Origin of the sequence: Clostridium beijerinckii (assembly GCF_008705175.1) — a bacterium.
GTDB classification, from domain to species: Bacteria; Bacillota; Clostridia; order Clostridiales; family Clostridiaceae; genus Clostridium; species Clostridium beijerinckii.
Genome location: NZ_CP043998.1, coordinates 977,416 through 996,425, shown reverse-complemented (window position 1 = coordinate 996,425; position 19,010 = coordinate 977,416). Strand labels below are relative to the sequence as shown.

Genomic DNA, 19,010 nt, shown 5'->3' with positions numbered 1-19,010 from the left:
TAATAGGCATAAAAACAACTTTGAATACCCCTTATGATACGTTTTTAGCAATATCCTGTTCTACAGTAAATTTAACATTAATTAAGATCTTTCCGCCTTCAATATCTTCTACTGCAGTTTTCTTATCTATTATCTTTGCATCGTTGCTAAGTGTTTTTCTCAATGAACCCTCTAACTTTTCTGTAGCTTCTTTAACTGTACTTTCTTTATCTAAGTTTACATTTATACCTTTTTTTTCGAAATATGTTATCTTATTAACGAAACCATCCTTCTCTTCTATTTTATCATAATATTCAAATTGATTTATAGCTTTTTTCAAGTAAACTTTTTTCCCAAAAAAGTTTAAGTATATGTCACTATTCTTGTTACCAGTTCTCTCAAGCTTTTCTCCACTTATTTGAACCTCCATAAATTTATCATAAAAAGTATTTGCTATAACTGTTCCACTCGGTTTTACTTCCATCTGAAAGCCTTCCCTTCCTTGGATAGGCAATATTAGATCGTCACCTTTCTTTACTATATCTCCTGGCACAACTGCTGGATTTCCTGAATTCGTATATACTCTCTTTACTTCTCCATCCATTTTAGCAACAACTTGATTATATAATGTTTTTTCTGTAGACGGAGGATTTACTTTTTCCTTTATAACCAATTTTAATGTAGACCCCTCTATCCTAACCCTAATCCACATTATCTGGCTATTTAAATCTTCCATCTTTTTTTCTATTTGATATACATTAACTTGTGATTTGCTAAGCCCTGGTTTGATTCCAATTGATGAGAGCTGTTGTCTAACTTCAAATGGACTTAAATTCCTCTGTGTCTCTATATCTATAGCCCATATATAATTTGATAATATATATATCACAGCAAAAAATAATCCCATTCCTATAACTAGAGAAATCTTTCTTCTCATTTTCATAAGTAAAACTATTATTCCACTAGTTCTTACTATCTTAACTTTTCCTTTATATTTTTTTATTAATATTTCTGCATCTTTATAATCTCTGTAATATATAGTTACTCTTACCGTTGTCAAGCTTACTTTCACTATATTACAGGTATAGATTTGGCTATTCCAAAAGGCATTTAATATTTTTTCTGGCACTAAAGCATTAATTTCTATGGTTACTTGTCCCGATTTCAAGCTGCTAAACATAATATTCTACCTCTCATATGAAATACCTTTAAAGATTCCGCTTATTGTTATACTCGTTTCTGCAATAAAAAGTATTTCGAACTCTTTCCCCTCAATTATGATTGCACCTATTCTGGAATTTATTTTGACCATATTAGTTTCGAAAAATATAATGCCCTTATGATTTTCAATAGTTATTTCTCTGTTTCCCACGACTATTATCTTTGGTAGATCTAATGAAATGTCACTTGGAAAATCTAACTTGCTAAGTATCTTTTCTTTACCTCTTTGAAATTTTTCTTCCATACTTTCCTCCCACATAAACTTTCTCATTGTAATTTATGATAGGATTTGCGAATTAATTCTATAATTTAATAATAATGATAATTTCCTGCAAAAAAATAAAGCCAATCATTACTATTATGGCTTTATCTAATTCATTTACGATAATGTATTCTAGTTATATGAACCAAATATTATCCTTTCATTGCTAGTCCAATTTTAGATAACAATGAAACAGGACATAGGATACTATTTATAATCCTATGTCCTGTTATATTAGTATAAAACTCAAAACAATCTTGAATTTTATTCTTATTTATTATTTAAATATTCCTTAACAAGCTGACTTACAAGTTTACCATCAGCTTTTCCTACTACTTTAGGTTTAACAGCTGACATAACTTTTCCCATATCTTTAATGCTATTTGCACCCACTTCTTCAGCTGATTCTTTTACTAATTGTTTTATCTCTTCTTCACTTAACTGCTGAGGAAGGTATTTCAACAAAATTTCAATCTCAGCCTTAGACTGATCTATTAAATCTTGCCTATTCCCCTTTTCAAATTCAAGCATAGCTTCTCTTCTTTGCTTGATTTCTTTAGCTAATATTGTAATAACTTCATCATCTTCAAGCTTTCTATTATCAGTTTTTTCAACCAATAATACTGCAGCTTTAGCTGTACTAATTACACTAGATGTGAACTTATCTTTTGCTTTTAAAGCAATTTTCCAATCATCTTGCAATCTATCTTTAATTGATGACATTTTTGTACCTTCTTTCAAAAGAAAATATCATTATTTGAACTTTCTCTTTCTAGCAGCTTCTGATTTCTTCTTTTTCTTAACGCTTGGCTTTTCATAATGTTCTCTCTTCCTAACTTCAGAAAGAACCCCAGCTCTAGCACATTTTCTCTTAAATCTTCTTAACGCACTTTCAAGTGTTTCGTTTTCTCCAACTTTAATTTCTGACATTTACTATCCCTCCCTCCGCTAGCTTAAATTAACTCAGCTATGGGCTTAATAACACATGCTATATTATACAATATTTAAATTAATAATGTCAAGAAATTAAGAAAAAATCTCCAGTTACTATTGATCAAATAACAACTCAAATTTAGCCTGGTGGCCACTGTAAACTTCGCCCTCCAAGTACATGGAAATGAATATGTTTTACTGTCTGTCCTGCATCCTCACCACAATTATTTACAACCCTATATCCTTTATCTGATATTCCAAGATCTACTACTAATTTACCAATAACTTTAAATATATGTGATACAATATCAATATTGCTGTCATCTAAAGTATTAGCACTTTCGATATGTTCTTTTGGAATAACTAAGAAATGAGTTGGAGCTTCAGGATTTATGTCATAAAAAGCATAAACTTTATCATCTTCATATATTTTTTTACTAGGGATATCCCCACTTATAATTTTGCAAAATATACAACCTTCCATAAATTCACCTCCTTCTAAGTAACAATCTCAATTCACAAACGTAAGAATCGAGATTTTATAATTCATATTTAGAAATTCTCTTTGAATTATATATCTTATTCCAAAAATGATCCTTAATCAATCTTATCTTGATTTATATTATACCAAAACTATATAATTTTTCCAACAACATATTCCGCATCTGAGGCCATTATTTTACATAAAATTATTTTTCCTATCATGTCTCTGCTTCCATTTGGAATTTCAACTTTTACATAATTTCTTGTATACCCCTCAAATACCCCAGGCTTATTAGATACTTCTTGCTCAACTAATACATCTAGTTCTCTTCCAACTAAAGATTTACTAAAATCGCCTTCATTCTTTGCATTTAGTTCAATTAAAGCCTTACTTCTCTTGTCTTTTACATTTCCATCTATTTGATTAGGCATATCTGAAGCCTTCGTACCTTTTCTTGGGCTGAATTTGAATATATGTGTTTTAGTTAATTTAATTCTCTTTAAGTATTCATAAGTTTCGTTAAATTCCTCATCAGTTTCACCTGGGAAACCTACGATTACATCAGTAGTTATTGAGGCATCTTTAAGGTTTTCTCTTATTCTATTAACTGCATCTTCGTATTCTTTAGCAGTATATCTTCTATTCATTCTTTTTAAAGTTGCATCACAGCCGCTTTGAAGTGATAAATGAAATTGTGGACATAGTTTTTTCATTTTTTTCATTTTCTCGATAACTTCATCTGTAAAGAAACTAGGCTCTATAGAACCTATCCTAACTCTTTCAATTCCATCCAGTTTCTCTATTTCTTCTAATAAAGTTATTAAAGTTACATTTCCATCTAAATCAACACCATAAGATGCTGTATGTATTCCTGATAATATTATTTCTTTAAATCCATGTTCACTTAAATTCTTTATTTCATCCAATACTTTTTGAGGGTCTTTTGAGCAAGTTGTTCCTCTGGTATAAGGTATGAGACAATATGCACAAAATCTATTACAACCATCTTGTATCTTTAAAAATGCTCTTGTTTTATCTTGATACTCTTCTATATTTAATTCTTCAAACTGTTTATTCTTTAGAACTTCTCCAACCATTAACTGAGGTTTTTGCTCATCCTTAGCCTTATTCACATAATAAACAATATCGCCTTTATTTCTAGTCCCAAGTACAACATCTACCCCTTGTATTTTAGAAACTTCTTCTGGAGCAACTTGTGAATAGCATCCAACAGCTGCAATTATTGCATTTTCATTTCTTCTTCTAGCTCTGCTAATTATTTGCCTTGATTTTTTATCACTCATATTAGTTACAGAACAAGTATTTATAACATAAACATCAGCAAAACCTTCGAAGTCAGTTACTTCATAACCTTCTCTTATGAACTTTTCCGCCATAGCTTCTGTTTCATAATGATTTACCCTGCATCCAAGAGTTGCAAAAGCCACAAGACTCTTCCCCTCTGTATTTTTTATTGGTTCTCTGTTAGATAACTTCTTAAGCTTAGTCTTGTCACTACCTGCTCTGACTAATTTCATTTGGTTCTCTCCCATTATGATAGCTTTCCTCCTAAATCTCCTAATTCATATTGAATTAATGCCGTAGCTGTAAATCCAGCCGTCTCTGTACGTAATATTCTATTTCCAAGAGTCACTATATAAGCACCCTGTTCTTTTAAATCATCAATTTCAGATTCCTCAAGTCCGCCCTCAGGCCCTATCAATATTCCAACATTATTTATAGTATCTAAATCCACACTATCTCTTTCTAATTTTCTCACAAGAGTTTTAATCCCAAAATCTTCTGCATTTTCATAAGGTACAATAATCAAATCCATCTTTTTTAATTCACTTATTGCCTCATTGAAATCTATAACTTCTTTAACTTGAGGAATTACACTTCTTTTTGATTGTTTGCATGCCTCAAGAGCAATTCTATTTAGTCTATCAAGCTTTTTAAATTCGCCTTTAAGTTTTACATCTACTCTTGCAGTTGTTACAGGAATAAACTCAGATACTCCAAGTTCTGTTCCCTTTTGTACTATCAGGTCCATTTTCTGACCTTTTGGTAGTCCCTGAAACAGATGTACTTTAACTTTACTTTCATTATTTATATCTAATCTTTTAATAATTTTAACTATAACTTCACTTTTAGTTATAGTTTCTATCTCACCTAGATACTCAATTCCTTCGCAATTGTTTAATACTATTTCTTCACCTTCAGATAATCTTAAAACCTTATAAATATGTTTTACATCATCTCCAAGTATTTTACCTTCAGTTTCACTAATATTATGAGGTTCTGTAAAAAACTTATGCATATGACTCCTCTCTAATTCACAGTTCACAATGCTCAATGCACAGTTAAATAATAATTGATTACGGTATATCAACTATAGATTTTCCAAAAAATCTCTTAGAAATTTCTCCCAAACTGTGCATTGTGAATTGTACATTGTGCATTATTTTAATAATTACATTTTCAAACCGTTAACCAAAATTTGCATTGCAAATATCTATATTTATACTAATTAATTGCTTTAGCAACTATACAGTTCCATTCTCCATCTTTATTTATCTCAATAACTTCAAAACCACATTCAGCAAACTTTTCTGTAACCATATCTACCCTATCATGAATTATACCTGAAGTTATAAATAATCCACCTTCATTTAGAGCCTTTTTAACATCCTCAGTTAGTACACAAATAATTTCTGCTATTATATTTGCAACTACTATATCGGCTTTTCCATCAACTACATCTAAAAGATTTCCTTCTAATACTTCAATATTATTCAAATTATTAAAGCTTATATTTTCTTTAGAAGAATCAACAGCAACAGGATCTAGGTCAACCCCAACAACATGTTTAGCTCCAAGCTTCGCTGCTGCTATCGCAAGTATTCCTGATCCACATCCTACGTCAAATACTGTTGTATCAGGCTTTACATACTTATCTAAAGCTTGAATACACATCCTTGTAGTTTCATGAGTTCCAGTTCCAAATGCCATTCCTGGATCCAACTCTATAATTAGTTCTTCATCATTTTTTTCATATTCTTCCCAAATTGGTTTAACAACAATCTTATCTGTTATTTTAACTGGTTTATAATATTGCTTCCAATTATTAGCCCAGTCCTCTTCGTGCATCTTCTTAGCTTCTACTGTACCTTCACCAATATCTATTCCAAATTCTTTAATTTCAGAAAGTTTTTCCTTAACATATTCAACAATCTCTTCAACCTTATCATCTTGAGAAAAATAAGCTTTAACTACAGCTGCATTTCCTTTATGTTCTAAGATATTTATATCTGCAAAATCCCAAGTTAATGGTCCTTGATCTCTTGAAAGTAAATCCTCCGGATCTTCTATTGCAACATTAGGGCAATTTAATCCATAAAATATTCCTGATATAGGCTCTAACGCCTCGCTCTTTGTTATTACACTAACTTCAATCCATATTCCATCCATGTTTATCAACCTTTCTAATTCAGTTTCAGTAACAGTTTGCAATTTAGGAATACATTTTTTTCAAAATTTATTAAAAATATTTTTAAATTCCATAGAATTTTTTCCTACAATTGCTCTTTGCTAACTATATAATTTTATTTTTTTAAAGTCATTGTAACCCTTACAATAACTATAAATATTTACATATTTATCTTTATTTATATTTAACATTGATATATATTTACATAGTTAACTATTTATATAGATTTCTATTTAACTACTTACATATATATCTAGTTAAATTTATATATTTAAAAATATTTTTATTGATATCTAGTTTAATATTTAAATTTTAAAATATTAAACTTCTTAATTGTGAACAATAATTTCCGTATTGTGCTTAGAAGATCTTAACTTTGCTTCGCACTTTTTTTATAGGTGAACTGATCTTAATTGTGCTTCGCACTTTTTTTATAGGTGCGTATCTTTTCATATGTTTAAATTCTTAAGTGAGAGTCCAAAAGTGATGCTTCAAATCTTGTATTTGGTTCCTCGAACTTACTCATCAAACACATGTGAATCGGGTAAATTCTTAAATTCTTAAATTCTTAAATTCTTAAATTCTTAAATTCTTAAATTCTTAAATTCTGGTCATTATAAATCTAATTGTCTTTCATGGCAATCAAAAATTTTATTTTTATTCCTTGTTCACTAAACATTTTTTCATGCTCAGTCTGAACATTTCCTTCAACATCACTATTGTGAAGATCATATGTTATATATTTAATTCTAAACCCTGCTTCATTAAAATATTCAAGCGATTCCTCAAATAATTCATCATCGTCAGTTTTAAAATAAATTTCACCTTCACTCTTTAAAAATGTTTTATACTGTTCAAGCTGCCTCATATGTGTTAATCTTCTCTTTTTATGCTTTTCCTTTGGCCACGGATTGCAAAAATTTATGTATATTCTACTTACAACATCTTCTTCACTTAAGATTTCACTGATAAGCCCTATCTCTTGAGCCATTAATTTTACATTATCAGTCTTCCTATTTTTTTCTTCATAAGCCTTTTCAATATTTCTTTTTGCTAATCCTAATACCTCATCCTTTATGTCAATTGCAATATAATTTATATCTGGATTCTCGGAGGCATGAACTGCCATAAAAGTTCCCTTCCCACATCCAAGTTCTAGATATATTGGTTTATCATTACCGAAAAATTCTTTCCACTTACCTTTATATTCTTTCGGATTTATAACAAAAAAATCGCAACCTTCAAGCTCAGGTCTTGCCCACGGTTTTTTTCTCATTCTCATGTTAGTTCACTCCATCTTTTATAAGCTTTTAAAAAATAGCATTTCACTGCAATTAAGTTTTTTAGATCATTAAATTGAACTTATCGACACAATACCATATAAACAAGACGCTCATACCGTCTTATTGTTCTATTAATCGGCCGTATCCTTCATAATAATTATACCTATAAAAATTTATATTGCAATTTTTATCTCAAAAATATACAGGTATTGCAAATAACTCAAATATCTGTACTGAATCTTTTATCTCAAAGTATTTTTATACTTTCTTAATACTAATTAAGAATTCTCTCCCCCTCAAGTTGTTTATCTAAAAAATCATCCAATTTAATACTTAACACCCTATCATTATTAAATATAAAAAAATAGCACACCTCATACTTAAGAGAATGTACTATTTTAACTACTTTATCTTATGACTTATTTTTTATATTTCTCTATTATTTTTAATAGTTCTTCCTCGTTATTTTCTACAAACTCATAAAAATTCATATTTTTATTCTCTATATATAATGATAATTCATATAAAAACTCTGGTATTTCACTGGCAAGTAAGTCACCATAAACTTTTCCGAGCCTTGCACTTCCTGTTTCAAATGATCCGTTAATATGTAATTCAAATACATCTTCAACAACATCGACAACTTTTTTACGTTTTCCTGTAAGCCCGATACCAACGACTTCATGAACTGCACATGAATTTCCACATCCTGATATATGAACTCTTGGAAGTATATCTTTATTATAACCCTTTTCTGCAAAGTAATTAATTATATTGTTAAGCATTTTTTGACTCTCTAAAATTCCAACTTGACATATTGGCACTCCAATACATGATACACTTTGCTGAAGAGCTGTTTCTCCTCCAATATTTTGTGTTAAATCTAAAATTTCTTTAGCTTCATCACCATTTAAGTTTCTAAAATATAAACCTTCTGTCATAGTAAGTCTTATTTCTAAGTCTTTTACTACTTTTAATTTATCTAAAATTTCTCTTAATGTCTTAACAGAAATTTGTCCGCCAATTGGATGGAAATATACGCTGTATAATCCTTTTTGCTTTTGTGAATATAATCTTGAATGTTTTAATTCAATTTCTTTACCTTCTTTAGTAATTTCCTTAGATTCTACAAATAAATCTAACGCATTATTATCTAACACATATTTTAAATGTTCTTTATATGTTTCTATGAATTTCTCTTTGCCCATTCTCTCTAATATATATCTTATACGAGCTTTATTTCTATCTTCATAGTTACCTTCTTTTATAAATAAACTAGTCATGGCTTCTACGTGGTATAATACATCACTTGGTTTTATAAGCTCATCATATTCGACTGCAACTTGAGGATTTCTTCCAATTCCGCCTCCCATAAAAACTCTAAAATACTTTTCATTATCTTTAATTGTTGCTAAGAACCCTAAATCAGCTACATTACAATGCCCCTGATCTGAGTCGCTGCTTGAAAAAGATACTTTAAACTTTCTTGGAAATTTATATGATGTTATTTTGTTTAAAAAATGTTTATTTACAGTTAATGCATATGGTGTCACATCAAACGCTTCATCTTTATCTACACCTGATAGTGGAGACATAGCTACATTTCTTGGAAAGTTTCCGCCGCCTCCTCTAGAATATATATCATTATCTATACCATCCTTCATTATTCCACAAACTTGATCTATCGTTAAATTATGATACTGCACTGCTTCTCTTGTAGTTAAATGAAATTTATCTAAATTATATTTATCAGCTATATCACATAACCAATTCATGTTCTCAAAGCTACTAATTCCTGAAGGAATTCTTAGTCTTATCATGAATTCTTTTTTATTACGTTCTGAGTATACCCCCATTCCCCCAGAAACTTTTTTAAAATCCATAATAGATACTTCACCAGATAAAAATTTATTTCCTAATTCTCTAAACTCTTCTATTTCAATTAATAATTTTTCCTTCAATTCCTTCACTTTTTCTCCTCCTAAATATAATTATTTTAATATATTATAACCTATAATTTAAAATATGACTATAACTATAGGTTTTGTCGGGGAATTTTTATTTAAAAAAGAAACTATTGAAATAATGCTAATTGATAGACATTATTCAAATAGTTTCTCAGATATAATTCTATTTATTTTTTCCAAATAATTTTTTCTTAGGAACATTAGCTTCATCAAACTCTTCACCAGATGCTCTCATAAAATCATATAAAGCTTCCTTTTGTTCCTTATTTAAGGTTTTAGGAATATCAACAATAACTTTTACGTATTGATCTCCTTTTCCGTTTGAGTTAACTCTTTGTATTCCTTTGCCTTTTAATCTAAACATAGTTCCTGATTGTGTACCTGGTGGAACAGTATATTTAACATTTCCATCAACTGTAGCTACAGTTATTTCTGTACCTAATGCTGCTTTAGGCATAGAAATATGAGCATCTATATAAACATCGTTTCCTTTTCTTGTAAACACCTTTGATGGAGTAACATTAATTCTTACATACAAATCTCCAGGACTTCCACCTCTTAACCCATGTTCTCCTTGTCCTCTTAAAGGCATTACATTTCCTGTATCTACACCTGCTGGTATGTTAACTTTTATCTTTCTTGTTTTTCTAACACTGCCTTTTCCTCTACACTCTGAACATGGCTTTTCAATAATTTTACCAGTACCTCTACAAGTATCACATGTAGAAGTTGATACAAAACTTCCAAGAGGAGTTTGTCTTTGAACTCTTACTTGACCTGATCCACTACAAGTTGGGCAAGTCTTAGCATTAGTTCCAGGTTCGGCTCCACTTCCATGACAATGTTCACAGTTTTCATTTCTAGTAACAGAAATTTCTTTCTCTACTCCAAAAACAGCTTCTTCGAAAGTTAATGTTATTGTATACTCAATATCATTTCCTCTTACTGGACCATTTCTTCTTCTAGAATTTGATCCTCCGCCTCCAAAGAATGATTCAAAAATATCTCCAAATCCGCCCATATCAAATCCGTCAAAGCCACCAAAGCCTCCTCCTCCGAATCCGCCACTACCATCAAAAGCAGCTGATCCGAACTGATCATATTTAGCTTTCTTTTCTGGATCCGAAAGTACTTGATAAGCTTCATTTATTTCTTTAAACTTTTCTTCTGCCTCAGCATTTCCTTGATTTCTATCCGGATGATATTTTACAGCTAATTTTCTAAAGGCTCTTTTTATTTCATCATCACTTGCACCCTTTTGAAGACCAAGCAATTCATAATAGTCTTTATTTGCCATTCGTTTAAATTCACCACCTAGTTTTATTTACTTTAGGCATAATCAAAAAAATAACGAATCCACCTACCAAGAAAAGTTCCTTTTTGCAGCATAGCTGCTCTTTTCATAAGTGCCTATTTTCCATTATGCTTCATCAGCAGATTCCACTAATAGGCTCGCTATGAGTCCAATCTGCTTCTTCTCCTAATGAAAAATAATCATGGCATTTTGGGCTCGTTATTTTCTTTCATATGCCTTAGAAAAGGGAAGACGAGCTTGCCTTCCCTATCCTATTATATTAGATAACTGTAGTTTAGTACACCTAATTTATATCTTATTTATCTTCATCTACTTTGAAATCAGCATCTACTACATTATCATCATGTGGTGCACTTTGAGCTCCTCCAGCTGCTGCATTTGGATCAGCTGCTCCTTCTGCTCCACCAGCTTGTTGATACATCTTTGTAGCTATTGGATAGAATGATTGATTTACTGCTTCGATTGCAGCTTTAGTAGCTTCTACATCATCTCCATCTTTAACTTTCTTAAGATCTTCAATTTTAGCTCTTACTGCTGCCTTTTCATCCTCAGTAGCTTTATCTCCAACTTCATTTAAAGTCTTTTCTATTTGATATATAGTTTGGTCTGCGTTATTTACAGCTTCAACTTTTTCTTTTCTCTTCTTATCTTCTTCAGCAAATTTTTCTGCTTCTTTTACAGCTTTATCTACTTCATCATCACTTAAGTTAGTTGAAGCAGTAATTGTGATATTTGCTTCTTTACCAGTTCCTTTATCTAATGCAGATACTTTAACAATACCGTTAGCATCTATATCAAATGTAACTTCGATTTGAGGAATTCCTCTTGGTGCTGGAGCTATACCTGATAATGTGAATTGTCCAAGTGACTTGTTATCCATAGCCATTTGTCTTTCACCTTGAACTACATTAATTTCAACTGATGTTTGGTTATCTGCAGCAGTTGAGAATACTTGACTCTTCTTTGTTGGAATAGTTGTATTTCTTTCGATTAATGGAGTAGCTATACCACCTGCTGTTTCAATTCCAAGTGTTAATGGAGTAACATCAAGTAATACCACGTCTTTAACTTCACCAGTTAATACACCTGCTTGAATAGCTGCACCAACTGCAACACATTCATCTGGGTTAACTCCCTTAGATGGTTCTTTTCCTGTAAAGTTCTTAACAGCTTCTACTACTGCTGGAATTCTTGTTGATCCACCAACTAAGATTATTTTATCTATATCATTTAATGAAAGTTTAGCATCAGCTAATGCCTTTCTCATAGGTTCAATACTTCTTTCAACTAGGTCATGAGTAATTTCATTAAACTTAGCTCTGCTTAATGTTAAATCTATATGCTTTGGACCTGTTGCATCAGCAGTGATAAATGGTAAATTTATATTTGTTTGTTGAGATGCTGATAATTCAATTTTAGCTTTTTCAGAAGCTTCTTTTAATCTTTGAACTGCCATTTTATCTTGCATTAAGTCAATTCCATTTGAAGCTTTAAACTCATCTGCAATATATTTCATTATCTTCTCATCAAAATCGTCTCCACCAAGCTTTGTATCACCGTTAGTTGATAATACTTCAAACACTCCATCTCCAAGATCTAGAATAGATACATCGAAAGTACCACCACCTAAGTCATAAACTAGGATTTTGTGAGCTGAATCTGTTTTATCTAAACCATAAGCTAATGATGCTGCTGTTGGTTCGTTGATTATTCTTAATACTTCAAGGCCTGCAATCTTACCTGCATCCTTAGTTGCTTGTCTTTGGCTATCATTAAAGTAAGCTGGTACAGTAATAACTGCTTGAGTTACTGTTTCACCTAAATAGCTTTCCGCATCTGCTTTTATTTTTTGTAAAACCATAGCAGAAATTTCTTGTGGTGAATATTGTTTTCCATCTATATCAACTTTATATCCAGTTCCCATATGTCTCTTTATTGAAATAACTGTTTTATCTGGATTAGTAATCGCTTGTCTTTTAGCTACTTGACCAACTAATCTTTCTCCATTTGCTTGGAATGATACTACTGAAGGAGTAGTTCTAGCACCTTCTGAGTTTGCTATAACTGTTGGTTCTCCACCTTCCATAACTGCTACACATGAATTTGTAGTTCCTAAATCAATTCCTATAATCTTTCCCATGATATTTTCCTCCTAAAACTTTATTAGTTTATTTAAACTTGAATTTTTCAGTTTATTATTTTTGAATTCTATTTATATATCTTAATAAGAAACTTGTTCCTATTTCTAATTAGCAACTTTAACCATAGTATGTCTTATTATCTTATCATCTTTCTTATATCCCTTTTGGAAAACTTCTGCTACTACATTTTTACCTAATTCTTCATCTTCTATATGCATTACTGCATTATGAAGATTAGGATCAAATTCTCCAGTAGCATCTATTTCTTCAACACCAAGTTTTGCAAATGAATCTTTGCATCCCTTTATTGTCATTTCAATTCCTTTTTTCAAGTCTTCAATACTGCCATCAGCTGCAACAGCTCTTTCTAAATTGTCAAGAATAGGAACAATCTCTTTTAATACATCTACATATGCATCGCTATATATTCCTTCTTTTTCTTTAGCTGTTCTTTTTCTATAGTTATCATATTCAGCTGTTAATCTTAAAAGTCTATCTTTTGTCGCATCTAATTCTTCTCTCAATTTCTTATTTTCCTCTTCTTGATTTTTTACTAAATCTTCTTGATCTTCCTCAGCAGCTTCTATATTTTCTGAAGCCTCTTTGCTAGCTTCATTTGTTTCTGCTGCATCATTACTTTCTTGAGTCTCATTATCCTTTTCTGCTACTTCATCTGCAATTTCTTCTTTCTCTAGTTCTTCATTTTTAACATCTCTATTTTCTTCCATGTATCTAACACACACCTCTTCTCTTTAAATCTAACATCTATTTTGGATTGCTCAATATATTATTAAGCTCTTTTATAACTTCTGACATAATCATTATTACCTTTGAGTAATTAATCCTTCTAGGTCCAATTAATCCAATTTTCCCAATAGGCCTATCCTTAAAGGAATATTCAGCAGATATTATACTACAATCTCTAGCTTGTGGCTTGTAGTTTTCATCCCCTATACTGACTGTTATATTGTCTTGAGGATTAAACAGCTCCATCAAAGCTTCTTTATCATTCAAAAGCGATAGCATTTCTTTAGCTTTATCAATATCGTTATATTCAGGATAATTAAATATGTTGGTAGTTCCCTCCATGAATACTTCTGTAGAATCCGCCGAGTTTAGAGTCTCATATAAAATAGGCAATAAAGCATTGAATATTTCTTCATAGGCTCCTAGATCCTTTTTTAAGTTATTAATTACTTCTAAATTAATTTCTTGTATAGAAAGATTCACCAATCTATTATTTATAACTTCATTTATTCGTGTTAAAGTTTCAACTTCAGGAACCCTATTATTTAGCTTCATTATATGATTCTTTATGACACCAGTATCTGTTAAAAAAACTGATACTAAATTATGATCATCAACTTTAATCAGCTGAATTGACTTTATAAAGCTCCTTTTTACTGATGGTGTCTCAATTACACAAGTTAATTTAGTAAGTTCTGACAATAAGGCGCTAGTTTGCTTAACTATTTTATCTACTTCAAGCATTGCCGAATCGATTATATATTGTTTTATCCTTAGATCTTCTTCAACTGTTAGCATCTGATTATCCATAAGCTGATCAACATATAATCTATATCCCTTACTAGAAGGAATTCTTCCTGCAGAAGCATGAGGTTGTTCTAAGTATCCCATATCTTCAAGGTCAGCCATCTCATTCCTTATTGTTGCGGACCCAATACCTAAGTTATAGTTTTTAGCAATAGTTCTTGATCCTACAGGATCTCCTGTTCGAATATAGTCATTGATAATAGCTTGAAGTATTCTTATTTTTCTGTCATCAATACTCATAACCTCACCTCTTTTTGTTAGCACTCATTAACCTCGAGTGCTAATGACTATGTTTTTAATATATTATTTATGATGTTTTTTGTCAATTCTATTTATATTTATTATAGCTACCTAACGTTAATAATAAAGCAATTTTGTTAACTTAGCTCTTTATATCTCCTATTTTCTCCATTTTTATATGTAATATATTTTTATAATTGCGCTTAATCTTTCTTTAAACTTTTCATAAGAGAATCCATTAAGATAAAATGAAATCACTCATTACATAGTTTGATATTTCTATGCCATGCGAAGTTAGATATAGATTTCCCGAATTATTAATTAATAATCCTTTTTTAATATTTTTTTCAATGATTTCTCCATACACTTCATATATATCTTTATTAAATCGCTCTTTAAATTTCTCTACTTTTATCCCTTCAATCATCCTAAGCCCCATAAATAAAAATTCTTCCATATCATCTTTAATATCATTTACGTGAATTTCTTCAATTACACTTTCTTTATTATTTATTCTTTTAATATATTCCTTAATATTGTCCATATTTTTACTTCTTTTTTTATCTATAAATGAACTAGCAGACACCCCCATCCCTAAGTATTCATCACATTTCCAATAAACTTTATTATGAAAGCACTCTTTGCCTTTCTTTGAATAATTAGATATTTCATATTGATGATATCCATACCCGTTCAATATGTCTTTAGTTGTCAAATACATAATTCGTTCTTTATCCTCTTCAGGTAAATTCAACTTATCTTCTTCATATAATTTATAAAACCGAGTTCCTTCTTCTATAATCAAGCTATATGCAGATATGTGATCTAGTTCAAGTTCTGCTACTTTTCGCAAAGAACATTCCCAATCTTCAATAGTTTGATTAGGCAATCCAAACATCAAGTCTGCATTTATATTATTAAATCCTAGCTTTCTAGCAAGAAAATAATTTTCTTCAAATTCTTCATAGCTATGTATTCTTCCAATATCTTTTAATAAAGAGTTTTTTGTTGATTGTAATCCCATGCTAATCCTATTAACATTGTGTTCCTTCATAATATTTAGATTTTTTTCATTTAATGTACCTGGATTACACTCCACTGTAAACTCAAAATCATCCTTCAAATTCAATTTATTTAAAGTACGTAGTAGTTTTTCTAGACTTAAGTCATTCAAGTAGGATGGCGTTCCTCCTCCAATAAATATGCTACTTATTCTGTATTCTTTTCCTTTTTGTAATATTTCATTACTTAACGCTTCTATATATTCGTTCATTAATCCTTCTTTTCCTGAATAAGATGGAAAATCACAATAAAAACATTTCTGTTTACAAAAAGGAATATGTATATATAAAGATATATCCCTCATTAATTTTTCCTCCAATACATTATTAAATATTTTACTTGATAAAATAAAGCAAAAATAAAGAATGAATAACTAGAGGAGCATTTACCCTTCATTTAAACCTATAAGGTGTGTACACCTTTAATTTAAATTTCAATAGATATTCTCGCTTTTATCATTCATTCTTTATTATTTATTTTTAGATAATATACATCATACTTTTTTCATATCAAAAACTATCTATACTAATAATTTTTCTGCCTGTTCTTTTAATAAGGCAATTTTACTTTCTGCATCTACAACAGAGAAACCATACACATCAACAAAATTGTAAAAATAATTAGCAAATGCTATTCTCTTACTACGTGTTATACCCAATGCTTCACCTAGCTTTTCTAAAAGTTCAACTTCTTCTTCATTATATTCTCCATCAATAAGAGCAAGGCCTATTAATTCAAAATAAATAATATTTTTGCATCTATTAGACGAACCTTTTAGAGTTTCACATACAGAATTTAGATCTGATTCTGATATTTCACTTTCATTTATATTTAGCTCTTCTAGATAGTCATTGTAAAGATTTTTTTCTTCTTTCGCAAAAACATTGTCTGAATTTGCAAGGATTTTAACCAATTGCATAAATGCAATTCCTTCATTTTTCTTTAACTCATTTAAAAACATTCAAACCCCTCCCAAACCGGCATTAAAATAATTATTTGTATAATACTAATTAATATTATACAAATAATTCCTCAAAAATAATATATTTTTATTTTATACATTCGCTAGTTTTTTAGAATTACTCTTTAAATAAATATAATTTACATGTATAAAGTATTCTATATTTATATTACTTATACTAACTAATCTACCTTTAATACCGCCATGAATGCTTCTTGTGGAACTTCAACAGAACCAACCTGTCTCATTCTCTTCTTTCCTTCTTTTTGCTTTTCAAGTAGTTTCTTCTTTCTTGAGATATCTCCACCATAACATTTAGCTAATACATCTTTTCTCATAGCTTTTACGGTTTCCCTTGCTATAATTTTAGATCCTACTGCTGCTTGAATTGGAATTTCAAATAATTGTCTTGGGATAATTTCTTTTAGCTTTTCAGCTATTCCTCTTCCTTTATGGTAAGCTCTCTCCTCTGGAACTATCATTGATAATGCATCAACTACATCCCCATTTAATAATATATCTAACTTAACTAATTTAGTTCTAATATATCCTTTAAATTCATAGTCTAAAGATGCATATCCTCTAGTTCTAGATTTTAATGTATCAAAGAAATCATATATAATTTCGTTCAATGGTATATCATAATTTACAACAGCTCTGGTTTCTTCTATATATTGCATATCTATGTATATACCTCTTCTATCTTGACACAGCTCCATAACTGCTCCAACATAGTCTTTTGGGGTTATTATAGATGCCTTAACTACTGGTTCCTCCATATAATCCACTTCTGTCAAAGGTGGTAGGTTAGTTGGATTTGTTATTTCTAATGTTTCTCCATCAGTTTTGATTACTTTATATATAACAGATGGTGCAGTAGTAATTATATCTAAATTAAATTCTCTTTCAACTCTTTCTTGAATTATTTCCATATGTAATAATCCTAAGAATCCACATCTAAATCCAAAACCTAAAGCAATAGATGTTTCTGGCTCAAAGCTTAATGCCGCATCATTTATTTGTAGCTTTTCAAGAGCTTCTCGTAATTCATCATACTTTGCTCCGTCAACTGGGTATATTCCTGAATAAACCATTGGTATAGCAGGTTTATAACCTGGAAGTGCTGTTTCGGTTGGCCTATTAGCTTCAGTTATAGTATCCCCAACTCTTGCGTCTCTAACATTCTTTATGGATGCTGTTACATATCCAACATCACCGGCACTTAACTCACTGATTGGAAGCACTCCTGGAGTAAACACTCCGACTTCAGTAACGTCATAAACTTTATTAGTAGCCATCAATTTAATTTTAGTTCCAATCTTTACTCTTCCGTCCATCACTCTAACTATACATACAACACCTTTATAACTATCGTAGTAAGAATCAAAAATTAATGCTTTTAAAGGAGCTTCTTCATCGCCATCAGGTGAAGGTATAGTTTTAATAACACACTCTAATACATCACCTATATTAAGCCCTGTTTTAGCAGATATAGTAGGAGCTTCTTCTGCTGGAATTCCTATTACATCTTCAATTTCTTTCTTAACTTCATCGGGTCTTGCAGAAGGCAGATCAACTTTATTTATTACTGGTGCAATTTCCAAATCATTATCTAATGCTAAATAGCAATTAGCTAAAGTTTGGGCTTGAATACCTTGTGTTGCATCAACAACTAATATCGCTCCTTCGCAAGCTGCTAAACTTCTTGAAACTTCATAATTAAAATCTACATGTCCTGGAGTGTCAATTAAATTAAGAATGTATTCTTCACCATCGTCTCTTCTATATACAAGCCTCGCTGCTTGAGACTTTATTGTAATTCCTCTTTCTTTTTCTATCTCCATATTATCTAGAACTTGCTCTTCCATTTCCCTTTTAGTTAAGGTTCCTGTAGTTTCAAGTAATCTATCCGCAAGGGTTGATTTACCATGATCAATATGTGCTACAATTGAAAAATTTCTGATATGTTTTTGTCTTTCACTTTTCATACGCATAACTGTTATCCTTAACAAAAAACAGTCCTTTCACCCCCGTTATAATTAAATCAGCTAAATTATAACATATATCCATAAAGAAAGGCTATCAAAACTTTCCCTCAATGCTCTATGTCTAATATGC

General features: G+C 30.5%; 17 protein-coding genes. All 17 read right to left on the bottom strand.

Annotated elements, in window-relative coordinates; genetic code table 11:
* Positions 1-31: 31 nt before the first annotated feature.
* The 17 genes from yqfD to lepA all read right to left on the bottom strand — a co-directional run bounded on the left by yqfD (position 32) and on the right by lepA (position 18,880).
* Complete coding sequence (yqfD, locus tag F3K33_RS04580; RefSeq protein ID WP_039771893.1) at positions 32-1,159, bottom strand: sporulation protein YqfD; 1,128 nt, start codon at positions 1,157-1,159, stop codon at positions 32-34.
* Between the two features lie 6 nt (positions 1,160-1,165).
* Entirely contained in the window at positions 1,166-1,444 is a 279-nt protein-coding gene (yqfC, locus tag F3K33_RS04575; protein WP_011968183.1) for a sporulation protein YqfC, read from the bottom strand.
* A 288-nt stretch (positions 1,445-1,732) separates the two neighbouring features.
* Positions 1,733-2,185, bottom strand: a complete 453-nt coding sequence (locus tag F3K33_RS04570) for a GatB/YqeY domain-containing protein (protein ID WP_011968182.1) — start codon at positions 2,183-2,185, stop codon at positions 1,733-1,735.
* A gap of 30 nt (positions 2,186-2,215) precedes the next feature.
* Positions 2,216-2,392 carry a 30S ribosomal protein S21 gene (gene rpsU / locus F3K33_RS04565; RefSeq protein ID WP_008429643.1) on the bottom strand — a complete coding sequence of 59 codons (177 nt, stop codon included), beginning with the start codon at positions 2,390-2,392 and terminating at the stop codon, positions 2,216-2,218.
* Positions 2,393-2,534: 142 nt separating this feature from the next.
* Positions 2,535-2,879 carry a histidine triad nucleotide-binding protein gene (locus F3K33_RS04560; protein ID WP_011968181.1) on the bottom strand — a complete coding sequence of 115 codons (345 nt, stop codon included), beginning with the start codon at positions 2,877-2,879 and terminating at the stop codon, positions 2,535-2,537.
* A gap of 149 nt (positions 2,880-3,028) precedes the next feature.
* Complete coding sequence (mtaB, locus tag F3K33_RS04555) at positions 3,029-4,432, bottom strand: tRNA (N(6)-L-threonylcarbamoyladenosine(37)-C(2))-methylthiotransferase MtaB (RefSeq protein ID WP_039771885.1); 1,404 nt, start codon at positions 4,430-4,432, stop codon at positions 3,029-3,031.
* Positions 4,432-5,199, bottom strand: a complete 768-nt coding sequence (locus F3K33_RS04550) for a 16S rRNA (uracil(1498)-N(3))-methyltransferase (protein WP_039771882.1) — start codon at positions 5,197-5,199, stop codon at positions 4,432-4,434. Before F3K33_RS04550 ends, mtaB begins: the two co-directional genes overlap by 1 nt.
* 206 nt (positions 5,200-5,405) lie before the next feature.
* Entirely contained in the window at positions 5,406-6,350 is a 945-nt protein-coding gene (prmA, locus tag F3K33_RS04545; RefSeq protein ID WP_011968178.1) for a 50S ribosomal protein L11 methyltransferase, read from the bottom strand.
* A gap of 641 nt (positions 6,351-6,991) precedes the next feature.
* Entirely contained in the window at positions 6,992-7,651 is a 660-nt protein-coding gene (gene trmB, locus F3K33_RS04540; RefSeq protein WP_011968177.1) for a tRNA (guanosine(46)-N7)-methyltransferase TrmB, read from the bottom strand.
* Positions 7,652-8,071: 420 nt separating this feature from the next.
* Complete coding sequence (locus F3K33_RS04535) at positions 8,072-9,622, bottom strand: nitrite/sulfite reductase (RefSeq protein WP_011968176.1); 1,551 nt, start codon at positions 9,620-9,622, stop codon at positions 8,072-8,074.
* 160 nt (positions 9,623-9,782) lie between these two features.
* Positions 9,783-10,916 carry a molecular chaperone DnaJ gene (gene dnaJ, locus F3K33_RS04530; RefSeq protein ID WP_011968175.1) on the bottom strand — a complete coding sequence of 378 codons (1,134 nt, stop codon included), beginning with the start codon at positions 10,914-10,916 and terminating at the stop codon, positions 9,783-9,785.
* Positions 10,917-11,229: 313 nt separating this feature from the next.
* Positions 11,230-13,074, bottom strand: coding sequence for a molecular chaperone DnaK (gene dnaK, locus F3K33_RS04525; RefSeq protein ID WP_011968174.1), 1,845 nt, complete (start codon positions 13,072-13,074; stop codon positions 11,230-11,232).
* A gap of 105 nt (positions 13,075-13,179) precedes the next feature.
* Entirely contained in the window at positions 13,180-13,803 is a 624-nt protein-coding gene (grpE, locus tag F3K33_RS04520; RefSeq protein ID WP_011968173.1) for a nucleotide exchange factor GrpE, read from the bottom strand.
* Positions 13,804-13,840: 37 nt separating this feature from the next.
* Positions 13,841-14,869, bottom strand: coding sequence for a heat-inducible transcriptional repressor HrcA (hrcA, locus tag F3K33_RS04515; RefSeq protein ID WP_011968172.1), 1,029 nt, complete (start codon positions 14,867-14,869; stop codon positions 13,841-13,843).
* A 238-nt stretch (positions 14,870-15,107) separates the two neighbouring features.
* Positions 15,108-16,235, bottom strand: coding sequence for a radical SAM family heme chaperone HemW (gene hemW / locus F3K33_RS04510; RefSeq protein ID WP_023974009.1), 1,128 nt, complete (start codon positions 16,233-16,235; stop codon positions 15,108-15,110).
* 216 nt (positions 16,236-16,451) lie between these two features.
* Positions 16,452-16,892 (bottom strand): hypothetical protein, encoded by a 441-nt coding sequence (locus tag F3K33_RS04505; protein ID WP_023974010.1) that lies wholly within the window; start codon positions 16,890-16,892, stop codon positions 16,452-16,454.
* 182 nt (positions 16,893-17,074) lie between these two features.
* Complete coding sequence (lepA, locus tag F3K33_RS04500; protein ID WP_039771898.1) at positions 17,075-18,880, bottom strand: translation elongation factor 4; 1,806 nt, start codon at positions 18,878-18,880, stop codon at positions 17,075-17,077.
* Positions 18,881-19,010: the final 130 nt, after the last annotated feature.